The organism is Acinetobacter sp. YH12129 (assembly GCF_013418685.1).
Classification (GTDB): Bacteria; Pseudomonadota; Gammaproteobacteria; order Pseudomonadales; family Moraxellaceae; genus Acinetobacter; species Acinetobacter amyesii.
In genome coordinates, this window is record NZ_VPBP01000003.1 from 17,294 (window position 1) to 32,808 (window position 15,515).

Consider the following 15,515-nt stretch of genomic DNA (forward strand, 5'->3'; position numbering starts at 1 on the left):
TTTGGTCATTTTTTCTTGCAAAGTTAAATGAAGATTCCGATATTTTTTTACATTTAAAACACAGGATGGACGGTTATGTATTCATCCAGTTAACCAGTCTGTTTCACTTTGTTGCTCGCATTGATCACTCGGTTTTCTCAATTTAGCATGAGTTCTCTCCTGATGGACGTGATGATCTTTTCAGGACTTACTAAAATATATAAGGATGCTCAAAATGAAATTAACTCAAATTTTACTTGCTTCTACTCTAGCTGCTGCAGCTGCAACAAGTTTTGCTGCGAGCAAAGATAAACAAGAAGCACCTGAACAAGAAAAAGTAGTGGTTAGCACTCAAGAACAGCCAGCGACTGAAACAACTGCTGCTGAAGGTACTGCTGCTCAACCTGCTTCAGAAGCAAATGCTGAAGGTTCTGCACCAGCTCAACCTGCTCAGTAATATACGAATAGCGTACTCCACACGCTAAATTCATTTAGTCTGCTGCTCAACATTTATCCCTCATTAATAGAATGTTGTGCTAAATGAATTAAAGTCGCCGGATCATTGAAAAATGGTTCGGCTTTTTTATGCTCAAAGCCACTGATTAATAGATTTTAATGATCGATAAATCACTCAAAATGATTGATGATTTTCATATAAATAAATATATATCATTTACTTAAAATAAAACCCTGCAAAAAACACGACAATTCGATTCATCGTTTCGACTTATGCCTAGCTTGTTGAAAGTCTCTGTTTAGAACTTAATAGTGGCATATGTGAAGTGATTGGATGTTTACGCATGAGCAATAAAGCAAATTACACAACGGAAGTTGCCATTCTGGGCGCAGGTCCTGTCGGCTTAACCATTGCAAACTACTTAAGTAAGCAAGGCGTCAATGTCACTGTGATTGAACAACTGGACAGCCTGATTGACTACCCACGTGCGATTGGTATTGATGATGAATCATTACGTACCATCCAATCATTAGGTTTAGTGGATCAAGTGTTACCGCATACGACACCGAACCACGCGATGCGTTTCTTAACCCCTAAAGGTCGTTGTTTCGCAGACATTCAACCGCTCACTCGTGAATTTGGTTTCTCACGTCGTAATGCCTTTATTCAACCGCAAGTCGATAATGTACTACTACAAGGTTTAAAACAGTACGAAACCACAAATGTTTTATTCTCTCGTCAATTGTCTGATTTTAGCCAAGATGCCAATGGTGTAACGCTCAATATTCAAAATAAAGACGGTGAAGCTGAAAAAATTCAAGCGCAGTATTTGATTGCTTGTGATGGTGGTAACTCAGTGGTACGTCGTACCCTCAACATCGGCTTCGATGGTAAAACTGCACCGAACCAATGGATCGTGATCGACATCAATAATGACCCACTTGCAACGCCACACATTTACCTATGCTGTGACCCTGTGCGTCCTTATGTATCTGCTGCTCTTCCACACGGTATTCGTCGTTTCGAATTTATGGTGATGCCTGGTGAAACTCAAGAAGAATTAAGCAAACCTGAAAACATTGCAAAACTTTTGTCGAAAGTACTTCCAACGACCGATGGTATTGAAGTGATTCGTCAGCGTGTTTATACCCACAATGCGCGTATTGCAGATAAATTCCGTGTAGACCGTATTTTACTTGCAGGTGATGCTGCGCACATCATGCCAGTATGGCAAGGTCAAGGGTATAACAGTGGTATGCGTGATGCATTCAACCTTGCGTGGAAAGTTGCAATGGTTGTACAAGGTAAAGCTGGCCCTGCACTTTTAGATACGTACCAAGTTGAACGTAAAGATCATGCAAAAGCGATGATTGATCTTTCTGTAATGGCGGGTCATGTCCTTGCTCCACCGAAAAAATGGCAAGGTTTCGTCCGTGATGGTATTGCCTATGCACTCAATTACATCAAACCGATCAAGCAATATCTATTGGAAATGCGCTTCAAGCCAATGCCGAAGTACAACGACGGTGCATTGATCAATAACGGTGTTAAAGACTCACCTGTAGGTAAAATGTTCATTCAGCCACATGTTCAACTTGAATCTGGCGAAAAAGTCCTACTTGATGAAGTCATCGGTAACGACTTTGCAATCATTGCTTGGGGCGTCGATCCGAAATGGGGTCTGTCAGATGCGACCATGAAAAAATGGCAAAAATTGGGCGTTAAATTTATCCAAGTATTGCCTGCTGTTCAGCTTAGCAATGAAAATCGCACCAAGTACGACAATGTGATTACGATTGGTGATATTGGTACCGATATTCGTGGTTGGTTTGGTAAAACCACTGAATCTGTTACGATTCTTCGCCCAGACCGTTTTGTTGCAGCGATTGCAATTCCACAAACTTTAGACAGCGTGAGCCAACAATTGTTTGCAAAATTGCATGCTTAATAATCTAAATAGATCTGCAAGAATTAAAAATCACCATGCATAAAGCATGGTGATTTTTTCTATAATCACTATAAACATCGCATGCTATAATCGTTCAATACATAATTATAAGCTTCGCAAAATGCAAAAAAGATTTCAGAAATTATTCATTTATAGTTTGTTGGGCTTTATTTTTATCTGTTCACTCATTTTCGTAGAGATACATCATTTTCATGCCAATAGTTGGTTAGCTATTTTCGTTTTTTGCCTCTGTTTTCTTATTTCTTTGAATTGCTATTTATTACGCTTAGAAAAAGATGTGAACAAAAACGAAGAATCTAATTTTTTGTCCTTCCATTTATACATTTCATTTTTTTATGCAGTCATTGCCAGCTTTTTTCTCACCACAGTGATTCTTGCTTTATTTGCATTACAAACTCAATATTTTGGTCAAGATAAAAATATCATTCTAAAAGGCCAAGTCTATTCACCCACATTTACACTAGAAAAGAAGCCCTGCCGAACTCGCCTTAAATTTCCCGAAAGTGGTTGGTCTACCTTCGCCTATCTCTGTCTAGATACCAAGAAACACAACTTTTATGGTTATTACAAACTCCATTTGAAAACCAGTTTCGCCGGGTCTACGATTCAGGATTATGATTGGATTGATGATCAATTAACATATCAGCAGCATCGTGCCTTAGATATGGATCCACATCAAAAAAGACTGCTTGAAATATATGCCAAACTTGAAAGAGATTTAGGCCCACCTCTATCTGATGATGAAGCCGATGATTTTTTAAATAGACCCAACAACGATTGAGTCTATTTAATTTAGCGCAATATATGCCATACATTATCTAGGCAATAATTAAAATCGCTTTATCATCTTAGTGATTGATATTTAAAACTCTTTCTTTTTAATTCTCAAAGAAAGAGTTATATGAATAGACTTATAGCAATACCACGTTCAGCCAACAATCAAATAAGCATCCAAGTTAAACCGACTGAAACCAATGCACATCTTTTACCGATTCACGTTGCTGAATCTGCTGAATAAAAGGTTTAAATTCATCTAAATATGGCAATATTTTGAATGAAATGGCATACACCATCCAATAAGCTAAATACAAATCTGCTGCGCTAATTTTATCCCCCAACAGATATGGCTGGGCCTGCGCAAGCCCTGTTTTAATAAAATCTAAAAGTATTTTTTCATTACCAAAACTCAAACTGCCACGTTTCTCATCCATCAACTCAGTGCTAATGCCGACATTTTTCATATCCATGTATTCAGTCAGCGGACCATGACAGAAAAACATCCATTTCAAATATTCACCCCGTTTTGGATCATCCAAGGCGGGAGCTAAACCTTTTTCACTAAATTTATCGGCTAAATAACTAAAGATGGCAGCGGTCTCACTAATCACGACAGTGCCATCGACCAAGCAGGGAACTTTGCCCATGGGATTAATCTTTAGATATGCCGCTTGATACATCTCTTCATATGGCACTTCAATAATGTCAACTTCTGACTCGATATTTAATTCTTTCAATAGATATTTAATTCTTTCAATAAAGGCAGAATGGTATTACTGCGTGAGCGTGGATTGCTGTAGAGTTTCATTGTTGGGTTCATTGTAGATATCCTTATTTTCTTCCTTGTTGTTCTATCTATGACTATACGCGGCTCTATGTAGAATTATGTTGCGTTCATCCCTGCTTTAAACACTTTCCGATACAATACGCCCGACTAATAATTACGCTAAATTTGAATCTATATTTAAAGCAAAAAGTATTTACTCCGACTTTCTGATAATCAAACAATTGAGCTCTACATCTATGAAAAATAAATATTTAATTGCCATGTTTACGGTGATTTTAATTTCAGGCTGTTCCAAGAAAACCGAAGAAATGGCAACTGAAGCCAGCGCAGATGCACAACCTGCTCAAGTCAGTACACAGCAAGATCAAGCAGCGGAAAGCACATCCAATGAGCCGTCTACCACGCCTGCAACAACACAAAAACCTGAAACTATTTTAAATGAACAGGTCAACCTAGCCGAAGCCTCTCGTAAAATGGTACGAGAAGCCAATGTCAGTTTTGAGTCGAAAGATGTCGTTAAAACGGCCTTAGAAATTGAAAAACTGACGCTAAGTTTAGGCGGCTTTATTGAACAGAAAAATATCGACTTTGTGGTGCATGAGAGTCAATCCTACCCGATTGCTGACGGCAAAATTAAAATCTTCGAAAAAGTAAATCCGCAAGCGGAAATGATCATTCGTGTGCCAAGTGAAAAAGCTGCACATTTCGTCAATCAACTGTTACCACTAATGCATTTTTTGAACCGTCAGCAATATTCGGCAAAACGCTATGAACTAAAACTACTCGAAGAAAAAATGTCGCAAACAACGGTCGTGCCAGACCATGTAGCAGCAGCGCAAGTCAATGAAATCTCACGCCTGACTCGCTTAGAAGTTCAAGATCGTGTCCGCTATAGCACGATTGTGATTGGCTTTACTCAACCTGCCACTGTCCGTGAACATATCGATATTAACCTTGATGCTATTGCTCAATTAAATGGCGATAGTTTCTGGCAAAGAGCGTGGTACGGTATTCAAAAAGGTTGGCAATTTGTGTTGAGCCTGCTGGTTATTCTCATTACGATTTGGCCACTCTATCTGATTATTATTATCGGTTTGATTGCCTACCGTGTGATGAAACCCTATTTACAAAAATGGTTTAAATGAATGAGCTGAACAAGCTCCATTCTTCATTTAATCTATGATTAAAAATACGATAAATAAAAAAATCCCGAAGCGCTTAATTCGGGATTTTTTCATTTAAATCTTAGGGCAATATTTAAAGGCTTAGAAAAAGCCCATATAGAACTGCTCTTTTAATACTTTTAAAATCAACTCGATCGCATCATTTTTACGATCTTTTCGATAGCTCGCATACAGACCAATGGTCGGCAAGGGTTCAACTGTACTTTTAACCAATATTTTATCACCGAGCAATGGAATGACATAAGACGGTACTAAACTCCAACCGACACCCATACCGACCAAATTGACATTTAACAAAATATTGGTCGAATGCTGCACCAAGTTCACATTCAGTTTATTTTGCTTAAAGAAATCTTGAATAATTCGGTATAGCTCAGGTGATGAATGTTCATCACTAATAATAAAATCCTGATTATTCATGTTTTTAATGCTGATATGCCGCTGTTCTGCTACAGGCGAATTTTTTGGTACAATCAACGCCAAAGGCTCAGTAAAAATCTGAACAGATTCTATATCAGGGCTTTCTTCGACATAACGGATAAAGGCAATATCAATTTCCCCTTTACGCACTGCACTGATCTGATCGACATCCATTAAACTATGAAAATGAATTTTTAACTCAGGAAACTGAGCACGGATATTCGGCATGATATAAGGAAAGACCTTCATTTCAGCCACAGGAACAAAGCCGATATTCAGTTGTTCTTTACTGAGCTGCGCAATTTGACGCGCATCTATCATGGCTTTTTCAGCATGTTCTAAACTCAAACGCGCTTCTTTTAAAAAGGCCTGACCTTCTGCAGTCAACTCAACTTTTCGGTTGGTTCGCATCAATAATTGCACCCCAACTTCCTGTTCTAGGTCTTTAATTTGCTGACTTAAAGAAGGTTGCACAGTACACATTCGCTGCGCAGCCTTGGTAAAATTTAGCTCTTCGGCAACCGCAACAAAATATCGTAGATGTCGTAATTCCATTATTCAGCTCCTAAAGCACTGCGTTTAAATTGGTTTGCCACGAATAAACGATACATCCACAAAGTGAACAGCACCATCACCGCACAAAATAAATAGGTTGCCTGAAATCCAAAGTATGCAATTAGCACACCCATCATGACCGAACCAACAGCAAGGCCAATATCAAACAAGGCAAAAAAGGTGGATATTGCATGTCCCATTCGGGCTTTTTCTACCGTTTGAATCGCGACCGTTTGCAGACATGGGAACACTGAACCGTAGCCGATGCCCATAAAAACTGCCGATATCCAAAGCACCCATTGATTCGTGAGAAAACTCACAATCACCAAACCAATGGCAAAGCAAATAAAGGACGGATAGATGACTGCACTCGGGCCTTTGCGATCATAGACTTTGCCAACCCAAGGACGGACGACCAACATCGACACAGCAAAGACAATAAAAAAGATACTGGTATAAGCGAGTAAATGCTTCAACTCTGCATAAGCGGTGATAAAGCTCATCACACTTGAATATGCAAACGCAGTGAGTAGCGCCACAAAACTGATGGCAAGTACCCGTGTTTCGATCACATCACGCCATTGGATGGCAGCGGATTTGCTCGCTTGATCACTTGATTTAAGCTGTACGTGTTCTTGTATTTGAACTAACCACGTAAAAACATAGCCCACTGCAACCAAGAAGGCTAATACTGCAAATAAGGTACTAAAACTGCTGAATTGAATCATGCTCAGCGCTAAAAATGGCCCGATCACCACGCCTAAGTTGGTCGACATGACAAAGTAACCCATGCCCTCGCCTTTTCGGTGATCTGGAATGTAATCATTTACGATGGGAACATTGACCGTGGTTAATATACTGAACCAAAAACCATGTAAAAAACGAATGACCAACAACGACCACATGCTGTCAATCCACAAATAACTCAGCGCAAAAACGACAAAAATAAAGCCTGAAATACGTACAGAATTGGCTTTACCAAAACGCTCAATGATCATGCCGGAAAAGGGACGAATCGCAATGGATGACACCAAAAACAGCGTTAAAGCCATACCCGCTTGCTGAATCGAACCACCCAATTCTTTCATAATATAAATGGGTAATATGGTCAGCAGCGCAAAGTAATAGCTAAATAAAAACAAGTTATTACACAGACAAAAAACAAAAGACTTGTTCCATAGTGATGCATGATTTTGATGGATCATGATGTCCTTGCCTCACCACCATGTGTGGCTTCTGATTCAATCAGAATCGGCTTAAGCGCCAACTGCACCAGTCGCTTGATATAGTCTTCATCTGGCTGAGTATTAAAGAAAATGATCTGATAATGAATCGGGCCATACAACATATCTAACATCAGCTCAAAAGGATAATCCGCTCGAATTTCTCCACGTTGAATGGCCAATTGAATCAGCTCACGTGTCGCTTCGCGTCGAGGTAACAAATACTGTTTAAAAAACTCACCCGCTGCTTCACGATGCTCCGCCAAAACGACCAGCAATGCTCGACCCACATGCTGATTTAAAGCCCGTGATAGTTTGAGCAATTGTTGATTTAGATTGAACTCTAAACTTTGTGATAAATCGAGCTCAAACACCGACGCGGTGTGCGCTTTAAAAGCATCGAAAACCAGATCGGACTTATGGTTCCACCAACGGTAAATCGTCGATTTTCCCACGCCTGCGCGAGCCGCAATATCTTCAATGGTCATGCTTCGATAATCACTTTCCGCCAAAGCATCTGTGACCGCTTGTAAGATACATTGCTTACGCCGAGAAGTTTTTTCAGTTTCACTCATAATTTAAAAAACGAAACGATACGTATCGTTTTATATTAAACAGTATTGGACTGAATGACTATCTTTAACTGAGCTTTGAAGAATAAACTTTAGTCGCACACTCGGAATTAAAATCCTTACTGCACTATCCAAACAAATTTCAGATTAAAAAAAAGATCGCCTAAGCGATCTTTTCAAATATTCAGCCACCAAAGCGATTAGCTTTGTGTCGACTTTTTATAAATACTGCAAGAAGGATGATGATTTTCCTGTAAACGCGCCACTTTACGATGTTCCGCAGCTTCGAAGCGACAACGTTTCCAGTCATTATCTAGATTTAATGCCGGAATTTGTTTTGGTTTACCTTGATCATCAACAGCGACCATTGTGAAATAGCAACTATTGGTATGACGCACTGTACGTTTTTGAATGTTCTGCGCTTCAACACGAATACCAATTTCCATAGAAGTACGACCTACATGGTTCACACTTGCAAGGAAAGTCACTAACTCACCCACGTGAATCGGTTCTTTAAAATTTACTTTATCGACTGATAGTGTCACCACGTAGCTACCAGAATAGCGACTTGCACAAGCATACGCGACTTGGTCTAACAATTTTAGAATCGTTCCACCATGCACATTACCCGAAAAATTCGCCATGTCAGGAGTCATTAAAACTGACATCGATAATTCTGACTGGTCGTCTAGTGCATTCGCAATTTGATCTAATGGGGACATCTTGTTTCTCTAGACTCGTGATATAACAATGATTAATGTGATTATTATATAGATTTTAATCAAAATTAAATGTTCAAATCGGCAAAAAAACCATCATTATTATTTATAGTGATCATACCATCATTCAGTAAAATATATATCGATAACGATATACACCCGATAAACAAGTATTTATCGCGCTATCTATCAGTTTTTTTTAATCCAAGCTATGCTGTGTTTTATATTTAAAACATATTCATTAAAACGCGTTGTTCATCGATTCAACATAGCACGGCATTAAACTTAATCTTCTAAGACTTTTAACATCTCGAAAGATACGTTGTCATAGCTGGTTTTTTGTCCACCATCATTGGTACTTTCTAGCGTGTAAGAATTATCTACATGTACATGAGTGACAATAAATACGTTATCTTCCATCATCGCAAGCTTTACTTTTTGTCCTACATCAAGCGTTTTCATCTACAGCCACCTTTAAAATATTTATTGGTTTTAAGTATTAATAACCTGATGATATTCTAAACACTTCAACAGTATTGGTAAACGTAAGCACATGAATAAAAACGCTAATATAGGTATATACTCTTAAAATCTACGTAAAACCAATTAATAGGATTTTCTTAATTAATTTCAAATAATTAACTGTGTATTTTTTTATTATCACGATTTTTATATCTGGCAAATCTTTTGATTAAGACCTAAAACCAATCATCATCCAATATATTAATGATTACTAGATACTATTGAGCATGGGAAGAGCTGAGAGCAAAAATTAAAATGCTTAGCTGAAATAAAAATGCACCCTATTACGTGAACAGGATGCATGTCAATTTGCGAATCGTACCAGCCTAGTCTTTGGCTGCTAAATAAGGAATATGATGTCCCTTACTATACTGATGTTCAGCATAAACGCGAGAAATCTCTCCAAGTTTTTCTAAAGTTGCCTCTTCACCTGCAAGCATCGTCGCTTCACGACCTTTTACATCAAATATATGTGCTTTTTCACGTAAATCGGGTTGAATCACAATGTCTGCTCGCTTGAGCTCTTCTTGAGCTAAACGATTTTGCATAATATTGATATTTTGGTTAAACAAACCCCAAACATTTGACGTTTCGGTATGAATCGGTCGCGCCAAAATATCCACTGCAATAATAATGTCTGCTCCTAAATCTCGTGCAACGTCCACAGGAACTGGGCTGACCAAGCCACCATCGACATATTCTGTGTCTTCAATAATCGTTGGAATAAACATACTCGGAATTGACACCGAAGCACGAACGGCTTGCCCCGTATTGCCATAGTTGAACACGACTTTTTTGCCATCCTTTAACTCGGTTGCCACCACATACATTGGGGTTTTTAGCAACTCTAAAGGCACGTCATCAACCTGCTCATTGATATAATCTTCAACTTTTTTACCATCAAAAAAGCCTTTTTTATCCAAGCGTATTTCTCGAACATCATTGGCTTTCATATTTAAGGCGATATCTCTTAACTCATTGGCACTTTTACCTGATGCATAGATTGAACCCACAATGCTTCCCGCACTGGTTCCGACAATAAAATCAGGGTGTATTCCCTGCTGTTCAAGTATCTGAATGGCGCCAATGTGTGCATAACCACGTGCCCCACCACTCCCTAAAACCAAAGCAACAATCGGACGCTTTTCCTGCTTTTTCACTTTTTTAAAGTCAATGCGGTTATTCGCCACTTGAGCAGGTGCTGCGGTATAAGTCCGAATTTGTGAGGTTGTTTCAGCGCTGACCGTTTTTGAGCCCACACTTTGACAACCCACAAGGCTGATTGCGAATGCAGTCATCAAAACAGTGATGCTTTTCATTGAGAAATATTCCAAATGCAACTCGAGATTTGAAGAGAAAAAGTAGTCTAATCAGTCCGCATTCACGTCACTGTTATTATTCGTTAATGCCTCTGACCGATGCACATTATATTGACATACAACCTAGAAAGTCATTGGCTGTCAAAATTTCAATGTCTAGCAGAATTTCCACATCAGGATTTAAGCTCTTATCTAGCAAAAAAAGCCCCGACAACGGAGCTTTTTAAAGTTAATTTTTGACTTTACCAAATATCGGAATTAACACGATCCTTATATTTTGGATGTTCATCCATCTTAAACACTGGCTCTTTTACACCACGTTTTAACTGTGAAGTGTAGTCTTTCATCAACATCAATAAGAATGGAGTCAGCAATAAAATTGCAAAGAGGTTAATACTCGCCATCACGCCCATGAAGAGATCCGCTAAGTTCCAAATCAGAGGCACACTCATGATTGAACCAAAGTACACCATCATGAGGACGAATACGCGGAATACAAACATGACCTTAGGATTGTTATTGATAAACTGCACATTACCTTCAGCATAAGCATAGTTACCGATTACTGAAGAATAAGCGAATAAGAACAAGATAATAGCAAGGAAGTCATCTCCCCATGCGCCAATCTGGCTTTCAAGCGCCATTTGCGTCAAAGCAACGCCTTCAAAGCCTGCATTTTCATACAAGCCAGATGCCAAAATAATGATCGCCGTACAAGTACACACCACAAATGTATCGACAAAGACACCGAGCATCTGAACTAGGCCTTGATTGACAGGGTGTTTAACATCTGATGCTGCCGCAGCATTGGGTGCAGAGCCCATACCCGCTTCATTCGAGAATAAACCACGTTTAATCCCCTGCATCATTGCCATAGAAACCATGGCACCGAAAAAACCACCTGCCGCAGCATCAAATTCAAAGGCTTTACTGAAAATTAACTGGAAAATATCTGGGAGAATCGCAAAGTTAGCAAATGCAACATAGAAAGCAACTGCGAGATAAAGCAACGCCATAAAGGCGTACAAATCTTTCTGCAACTTTGGCGATTCGTTTAATCCCGCCAAAAATAATCAGCGCTGTTATAAATACAAGGAATAACCCTACCCATGAAATTTCAAAACTAAAACTGCCCAAACTCAATACTAGATTGGCTTTATCCCAACCCCAAGCATGTGAAGTTGCACCCGTAATGGCATTGGCTTGTACTGCATTAAACACAAAGCCATAGGTTGAAATCAGGGCAATCGCAAATACTACACCCAACCATTTTTGTTTTAAGCCTTGGGTAATGTAATAAGCTGGTCCACCGCGGAATTGCTGATTTTGCGTATCCCGTACTTTAAAAAGTTGAGCCAAAGAAGATTCAACAAATGCAGAACTCATGCCTAAAAATGCGGTAAACCACATCCAGAACACTGCACCCGGCCCACCAATTGCAATCGCAATTGCAACACCTGCGACATTACCCACACCGACACGACTTGCTAGTCCAGTCACAAAGGCTTGGAATGGTGTAATCCCATGCTCATCATCGCCTTCTTTACGGCTAGATTTCATCACTTTAATACTATGAAAAAATAGACGAATCTGAACTGCACCAGTGATTAAGGTATAAAAAATACCAACCGCCACTAAAAATACGACTAAGAAATCCCAAAGCGGATCATTAAAAACTTTGACCCAGCTCATCAGGGTTTCGTTTAATTGTTCATTCATATTCAACCCTAGTTTTAAATGGTCAAAAGTATAAAAGGCTCTTTTTTGAAGAGCCTTTCTAAATTAAGCAAAGAATTTAAGAATTAATTGAATAACTGTTGCGTTAATCAAATCAACAAAAAATGCGCCACATAAAGGAACGATTAAGAAAGCCTTATGAGATGGACCATACATATTGGTAATGGCTTGCATATTTGCGACTGCGGTAGGTGTTGCCCCCATACCAAAACCACAGTGACCTGCTGATAAAACAGCAGCATCGTAGTTTTTACCCATGACACGGAAAGTCACAAAAGCAGCATACAAAGCCATCGTCAGCGTTTGTGCACCCAAAATGACTACAAGTGGGCCAGCGAGATCGGACAATTGCCATAACTTTAATGACAACAATGCCATCGCCAAATACAAAGATAGAGATGCATTACCAAATACATCGATAGCGCGGTCAAAAATTTGTACACGGAAAATACCCTCCAGTACATTTCGCAAAATTACACCACCAGCCAGTGCCCAAACAAATGTCGGTAATTCAAATACAGTACCTTTACTAAAATCGGTCATGAAGTCCGCAAATGCTAAACACCCTGCAAATAAACCTAATGTGGTAATCGCATTATCTGCTGTAATGAGACGAACTCGATGCGGATATTCAAACGGCACATATTCTGTTGAATTAATATCTGCTAGAGGAGTGTTATCACTTTTTTCAATTTGTTCATGAGTACGAGGCGTTGCAAGTTGATAGCGGTTAATTAATAGCTTAGCCAGTGGACCACCGATAATACCGCCAATAATCAAACCAAATGTCGCACTTGCCATACCTAAGGCTAATGCACCTTGAATGCCATGTTGAACTTCTAAAATTTCACCCCATGCGCCTGCAGTACCATGACCACCGGTAAGGGTAATAGAACCTGCAATCAAACCAATAAGAGGGTCAATACCTAGCACCGTCGCAAGACTGATACCTACGAGGTTCTGCACCATGATGAATGAAGCAACAGCGACGATAAAGATGACCAAGCCGATTCCGCCCTCTTTTAATTTGGCAAAGTTTGCACTTAAGCCAATAGAAGCGAAGAAAATCAGCATGAAACTCGTTTGTAATTCACTACTCGTTGTAATGCTATAGCCCCAAAGACTGTGTACCACCAAAGAAATAATCGCGGCAACTAAACCACCGGCAACAGGCTCTGGAATGTTGTATCGACCTAAAAATCCAATACGATTAACAAGAAATCGTCCCAACAAAAGCACAATTACCGCTGCGATTAAGGTATAAAACGCGTTAAAACTAAATTCCATATAATTTGTCCAAAATTATTTGAATATTTTTAAAGCTCTTCTATCAGCATTAGCTGCCTTTATGGTCTGAAATACAACTACATTTTGTAATTTCAAATCAATAATGCAATTCAACGACTCAAGCTAAAGAGTTTGAAAAATATTCATCATCTGATTCAAATAAGTAAGTCTGAGTTTTAAAAATCAACTCAAAATGACTAACAAATCGCTAAAAGTTTTAAATTGAGAAACAGCCTCAAATGAAGCAAATTTAATGACAGAACATTGTGTATGTCTGTACTGTTTCGCACTATTTCTGAAAAGTCGCACATTATGCAGCCTGAATAATAAAATTTCAGTACTTTTTATTACAAAAAGTTAATTTTTCTATAATTTAAAGTTATATCTAATTGTTTTTATTTAAATACATTCGCATTTTTAATCTATATAAAATATTAAAGATTTAAGCGTAATCCATATACTGTACGTGGTTCAACGACATCATGACTAGGCTATTCGGTGACTTTAATTGCTCAGACATATTTGTTCATCTGCTTTGTTACACTCCCTGTTTAAACAAAAAAAGCCTGAACTGAGTCAGGCTTTTTTTGTGCGATTAGAATCGGTCGTTGAGCTTAGAAGCTATATTTAGCCATTAAACCAACGCGGTCATCGTTATAAGATTCACCCGCAAAGTTTTTGCGTTTACCGTTTACATATTCCAAGCCAAGTTCAACTGGTTTTACAGGTGCATAAATAAAGTTAATCCAAGCTTGCTGTGCTTCTTCATTCGCATTTGAGTTAGATGCATCTTTCGCATACGCGCTGCCATCATCCGCAAATAGCGCGCCATAAGCTAAAGTTGAACGTAGTTTTTCATTAAACTTATAGGTTGCACCCACTTGTACAGCAGTGAATTTATTTTGCTCGATGTTGCCATCGACTACAGAGTAAGCCGAGTTAGAACCATATAAATAGTTACTATTACCTTCTGTATAAGAAACATCACCATTCAATTTCAATTGATCAGTGACTGCATAAGATGCACCCGCTGCTACACCCCAAGCTGTTTCTGTGTCATCTGCTGCCTTAGATTTGTAGTTTTCAACCAATGCACGAGCTGACGCGTTACCTTTACCTGCCGCAAAACCTTGAGTCAATTTTGCAGTTAAATTTGGAATGCGGTAAGTCGGATCTGTAGCAACAGTCCCTTTACTATCCCCTTCTTCTGCAGAAACGAATAATTGAGTATCTGGAGCTAACTTGTAGTTGTAACGAACTTGAGGAGTACGTGTAGTACCACCACCGACGTTTGTATTAAAATCAATCATTTCTGGCGCATGACTAGACAAGAAGTTTGATGTCGTTTGACCAAATAACCAGTTGTTAAAGGTTAAATAACCATGACGTAGACGAATAGTTTCGCCACTTCCATTGAAATCGACCTCGATTTTACCGCCCACTTTATCATCACCACCGACCGGTGCTGTAAAATCTAAACCAAAACGTGTGGTTTTTGCTGTCGCACGTAATTTATCTTTTGTATTTCCATCTGTAGACGCAATTTTGTTGAAGTCATCATCAGCACCTTCAATGATGTAGTTTGCATCACCACGAACAAAACCATAAAGACTTACATCTGCACCAGTTTTAGATTTCAAGCTTGCAGCTGGAGAAGCTGGTGGCGGTGGTGGTGCAACAGGACGCGCTTTAACTTGCTGAATCTCTGTTTGTTGCTGTTGTTGAACTTGCTGCTGCGCTTTAATCAAACTTTTTAGTTCTGCGACTTCAGCACGTAATTGTTCAATTTCAGAAGTATTGCTGCCTGCATGAGCCATTGAGACCGTTGCCAAACTCATTGCAACAACAAGGGTTTTCATTGGGTGGAATACAGTTTGAGTTTTCATCCTAAGCTCTCTATTGTCCTGTCATTGTTGTATACCCTAAATCCGGGTGCTTTGTTATTCAGCTATTTGAGCGGACAAATTTCATGCTGCCTATCCGTGCTTTAGTCGCATTAGAACCTTAA

The 15,515-nt window shown here is 39.1% G+C and carries 12 protein-coding genes and 2 pseudogenes; 4 read left to right on the plus strand and 10 right to left on the minus strand.

Annotated elements, in window-relative coordinates:
- Window positions 1-214 precede the first annotated feature (214 nt).
- From FTU65_RS02545 to FTU65_RS02555, 3 genes are all read left to right on the plus strand, one after another.
- Window positions 215-436: a hypothetical protein gene (locus FTU65_RS02545; protein ID WP_078191424.1), complete on the plus strand. Its 222-nt coding sequence runs from the start codon at window positions 215-217 to the stop codon at window positions 434-436.
- Window positions 437-779: 343 nt separating this feature from the next.
- A complete protein-coding gene (locus FTU65_RS02550) occupies window positions 780-2,384 on the plus strand; it encodes a bifunctional 3-(3-hydroxy-phenyl)propionate/3-hydroxycinnamic acid hydroxylase (RefSeq protein WP_078192235.1) in 1,605 nt (534 codons plus the stop codon).
- 298 nt (window positions 2,385-2,682) lie between these two features.
- Window positions 2,683-3,186, plus strand: coding sequence for a hypothetical protein (locus FTU65_RS02555; protein WP_180005306.1), 504 nt, complete (start codon window positions 2,683-2,685; stop codon window positions 3,184-3,186).
- A gap of 175 nt (window positions 3,187-3,361) precedes the next feature.
- Here FTU65_RS02555 and FTU65_RS02560 read toward each other — a convergent pair.
- A pseudogene (locus tag FTU65_RS02560) lies at window positions 3,362-3,990 on the minus strand (glutathione S-transferase family protein).
- Between the two features lie 215 nt (window positions 3,991-4,205).
- Between FTU65_RS02560 and FTU65_RS02565 the strand changes: the two are divergent.
- Window positions 4,206-5,114, plus strand: a complete 909-nt coding sequence (locus FTU65_RS02565; protein ID WP_180064921.1) for a DUF4349 domain-containing protein — start codon at window positions 4,206-4,208, stop codon at window positions 5,112-5,114.
- A 120-nt stretch (window positions 5,115-5,234) separates the two neighbouring features.
- Here FTU65_RS02565 and FTU65_RS02570 read toward each other — a convergent pair whose 3' ends face one another.
- The 9 genes and pseudogenes from FTU65_RS02570 to FTU65_RS02610 all read right to left on the minus strand — a co-directional run bounded on the left by FTU65_RS02570 (window position 5,235) and on the right by FTU65_RS02610 (window position 15,393).
- Window positions 5,235-6,128 carry a LysR substrate-binding domain-containing protein gene (locus FTU65_RS02570; protein ID WP_180011458.1) on the minus strand — a complete coding sequence of 298 codons (894 nt, stop codon included), beginning with the start codon at window positions 6,126-6,128 and terminating at the stop codon, window positions 5,235-5,237.
- Window positions 6,128-7,333: an MFS transporter gene (locus tag FTU65_RS02575; protein ID WP_180064922.1), complete on the minus strand. Its 1,206-nt coding sequence runs from the start codon at window positions 7,331-7,333 to the stop codon at window positions 6,128-6,130. Before FTU65_RS02575 ends, FTU65_RS02570 begins: the two co-directional genes overlap by 1 nt.
- Window positions 7,330-7,926, minus strand: coding sequence for a TetR/AcrR family transcriptional regulator (locus FTU65_RS02580; RefSeq protein ID WP_180009821.1), 597 nt, complete (start codon window positions 7,924-7,926; stop codon window positions 7,330-7,332). The genes FTU65_RS02575 and FTU65_RS02580 overlap by 4 nt, the downstream gene beginning before the upstream one ends.
- 197 nt (window positions 7,927-8,123) lie before the next feature.
- Window positions 8,124-8,645, minus strand: a complete 522-nt coding sequence (locus FTU65_RS02585) for an acyl-CoA thioesterase (protein ID WP_078191431.1) — start codon at window positions 8,643-8,645, stop codon at window positions 8,124-8,126.
- A gap of 282 nt (window positions 8,646-8,927) precedes the next feature.
- Window positions 8,928-9,104 (minus strand): hypothetical protein, encoded by a 177-nt coding sequence (locus FTU65_RS02590; RefSeq protein ID WP_171263721.1) that lies wholly within the window; start codon window positions 9,102-9,104, stop codon window positions 8,928-8,930.
- Between the two features lie 386 nt (window positions 9,105-9,490).
- The gene (locus FTU65_RS02595; RefSeq protein ID WP_180055511.1) at window positions 9,491-10,483 is read right to left on the minus strand and encodes a patatin-like phospholipase family protein; all 993 of its coding nucleotides are present in this window, start codon (window positions 10,481-10,483) and stop codon (window positions 9,491-9,493) included.
- A gap of 242 nt (window positions 10,484-10,725) precedes the next feature.
- A pseudogene (locus FTU65_RS02600) lies at window positions 10,726-12,202 on the minus strand (alanine/glycine:cation symporter family protein).
- 63 nt (window positions 12,203-12,265) lie between these two features.
- The gene (gene gltS / locus FTU65_RS02605) at window positions 12,266-13,507 is read right to left on the minus strand and encodes a sodium/glutamate symporter (RefSeq protein ID WP_168379287.1); all 1,242 of its coding nucleotides are present in this window, start codon (window positions 13,505-13,507) and stop codon (window positions 12,266-12,268) included.
- 614 nt (window positions 13,508-14,121) lie between these two features.
- The gene (locus FTU65_RS02610; protein ID WP_180064924.1) at window positions 14,122-15,393 is read right to left on the minus strand and encodes a DcaP family trimeric outer membrane transporter; all 1,272 of its coding nucleotides are present in this window, start codon (window positions 15,391-15,393) and stop codon (window positions 14,122-14,124) included.
- Between the last annotated feature and the right edge of the window lie 122 nt (window positions 15,394-15,515).

Coding starts and splice junctions, on each gene's coding strand:
- FTU65_RS02610 (WP_180064924.1), bottom strand. CDS start 15,393: ATGAAAACTCAAACTGTATTCCACCCAATGAAAACCCTTGTTGTTGCA.
- FTU65_RS02595 (WP_180055511.1), bottom strand. CDS start 10,483: ATGAAAAGCATCACTGTTTTGATGACTGCATTCGCAATCAGCCTTGTG.
- FTU65_RS02565 (WP_180064921.1), top strand. CDS start 4,206: ATGAAAAATAAATATTTAATTGCCATGTTTACGGTGATTTTAATTTCA.
- gltS (WP_168379287.1), bottom strand. CDS start 13,507: ATGGAATTTAGTTTTAACGCGTTTTATACCTTAATCGCAGCGGTAATT.
- FTU65_RS02580 (WP_180009821.1), bottom strand. CDS start 7,926: ATGAGTGAAACTGAAAAAACTTCTCGGCGTAAGCAATGTATCTTACAA.
- FTU65_RS02570 (WP_180011458.1), bottom strand. CDS start 6,128: ATGGAATTACGACATCTACGATATTTTGTTGCGGTTGCCGAAGAGCTA.
- FTU65_RS02590 (WP_171263721.1), bottom strand. CDS start 9,104: ATGAAAACGCTTGATGTAGGACAAAAAGTAAAGCTTGCGATGATGGAA.
- FTU65_RS02545 (WP_078191424.1), top strand. CDS start 215: ATGAAATTAACTCAAATTTTACTTGCTTCTACTCTAGCTGCTGCAGCT.
- FTU65_RS02550 (WP_078192235.1), top strand. CDS start 780: ATGAGCAATAAAGCAAATTACACAACGGAAGTTGCCATTCTGGGCGCA.
- FTU65_RS02575 (WP_180064922.1), bottom strand. CDS start 7,333: ATGATCCATCAAAATCATGCATCACTATGGAACAAGTCTTTTGTTTTT.
- FTU65_RS02585 (WP_078191431.1), bottom strand. CDS start 8,645: ATGTCCCCATTAGATCAAATTGCGAATGCACTAGACGACCAGTCAGAA.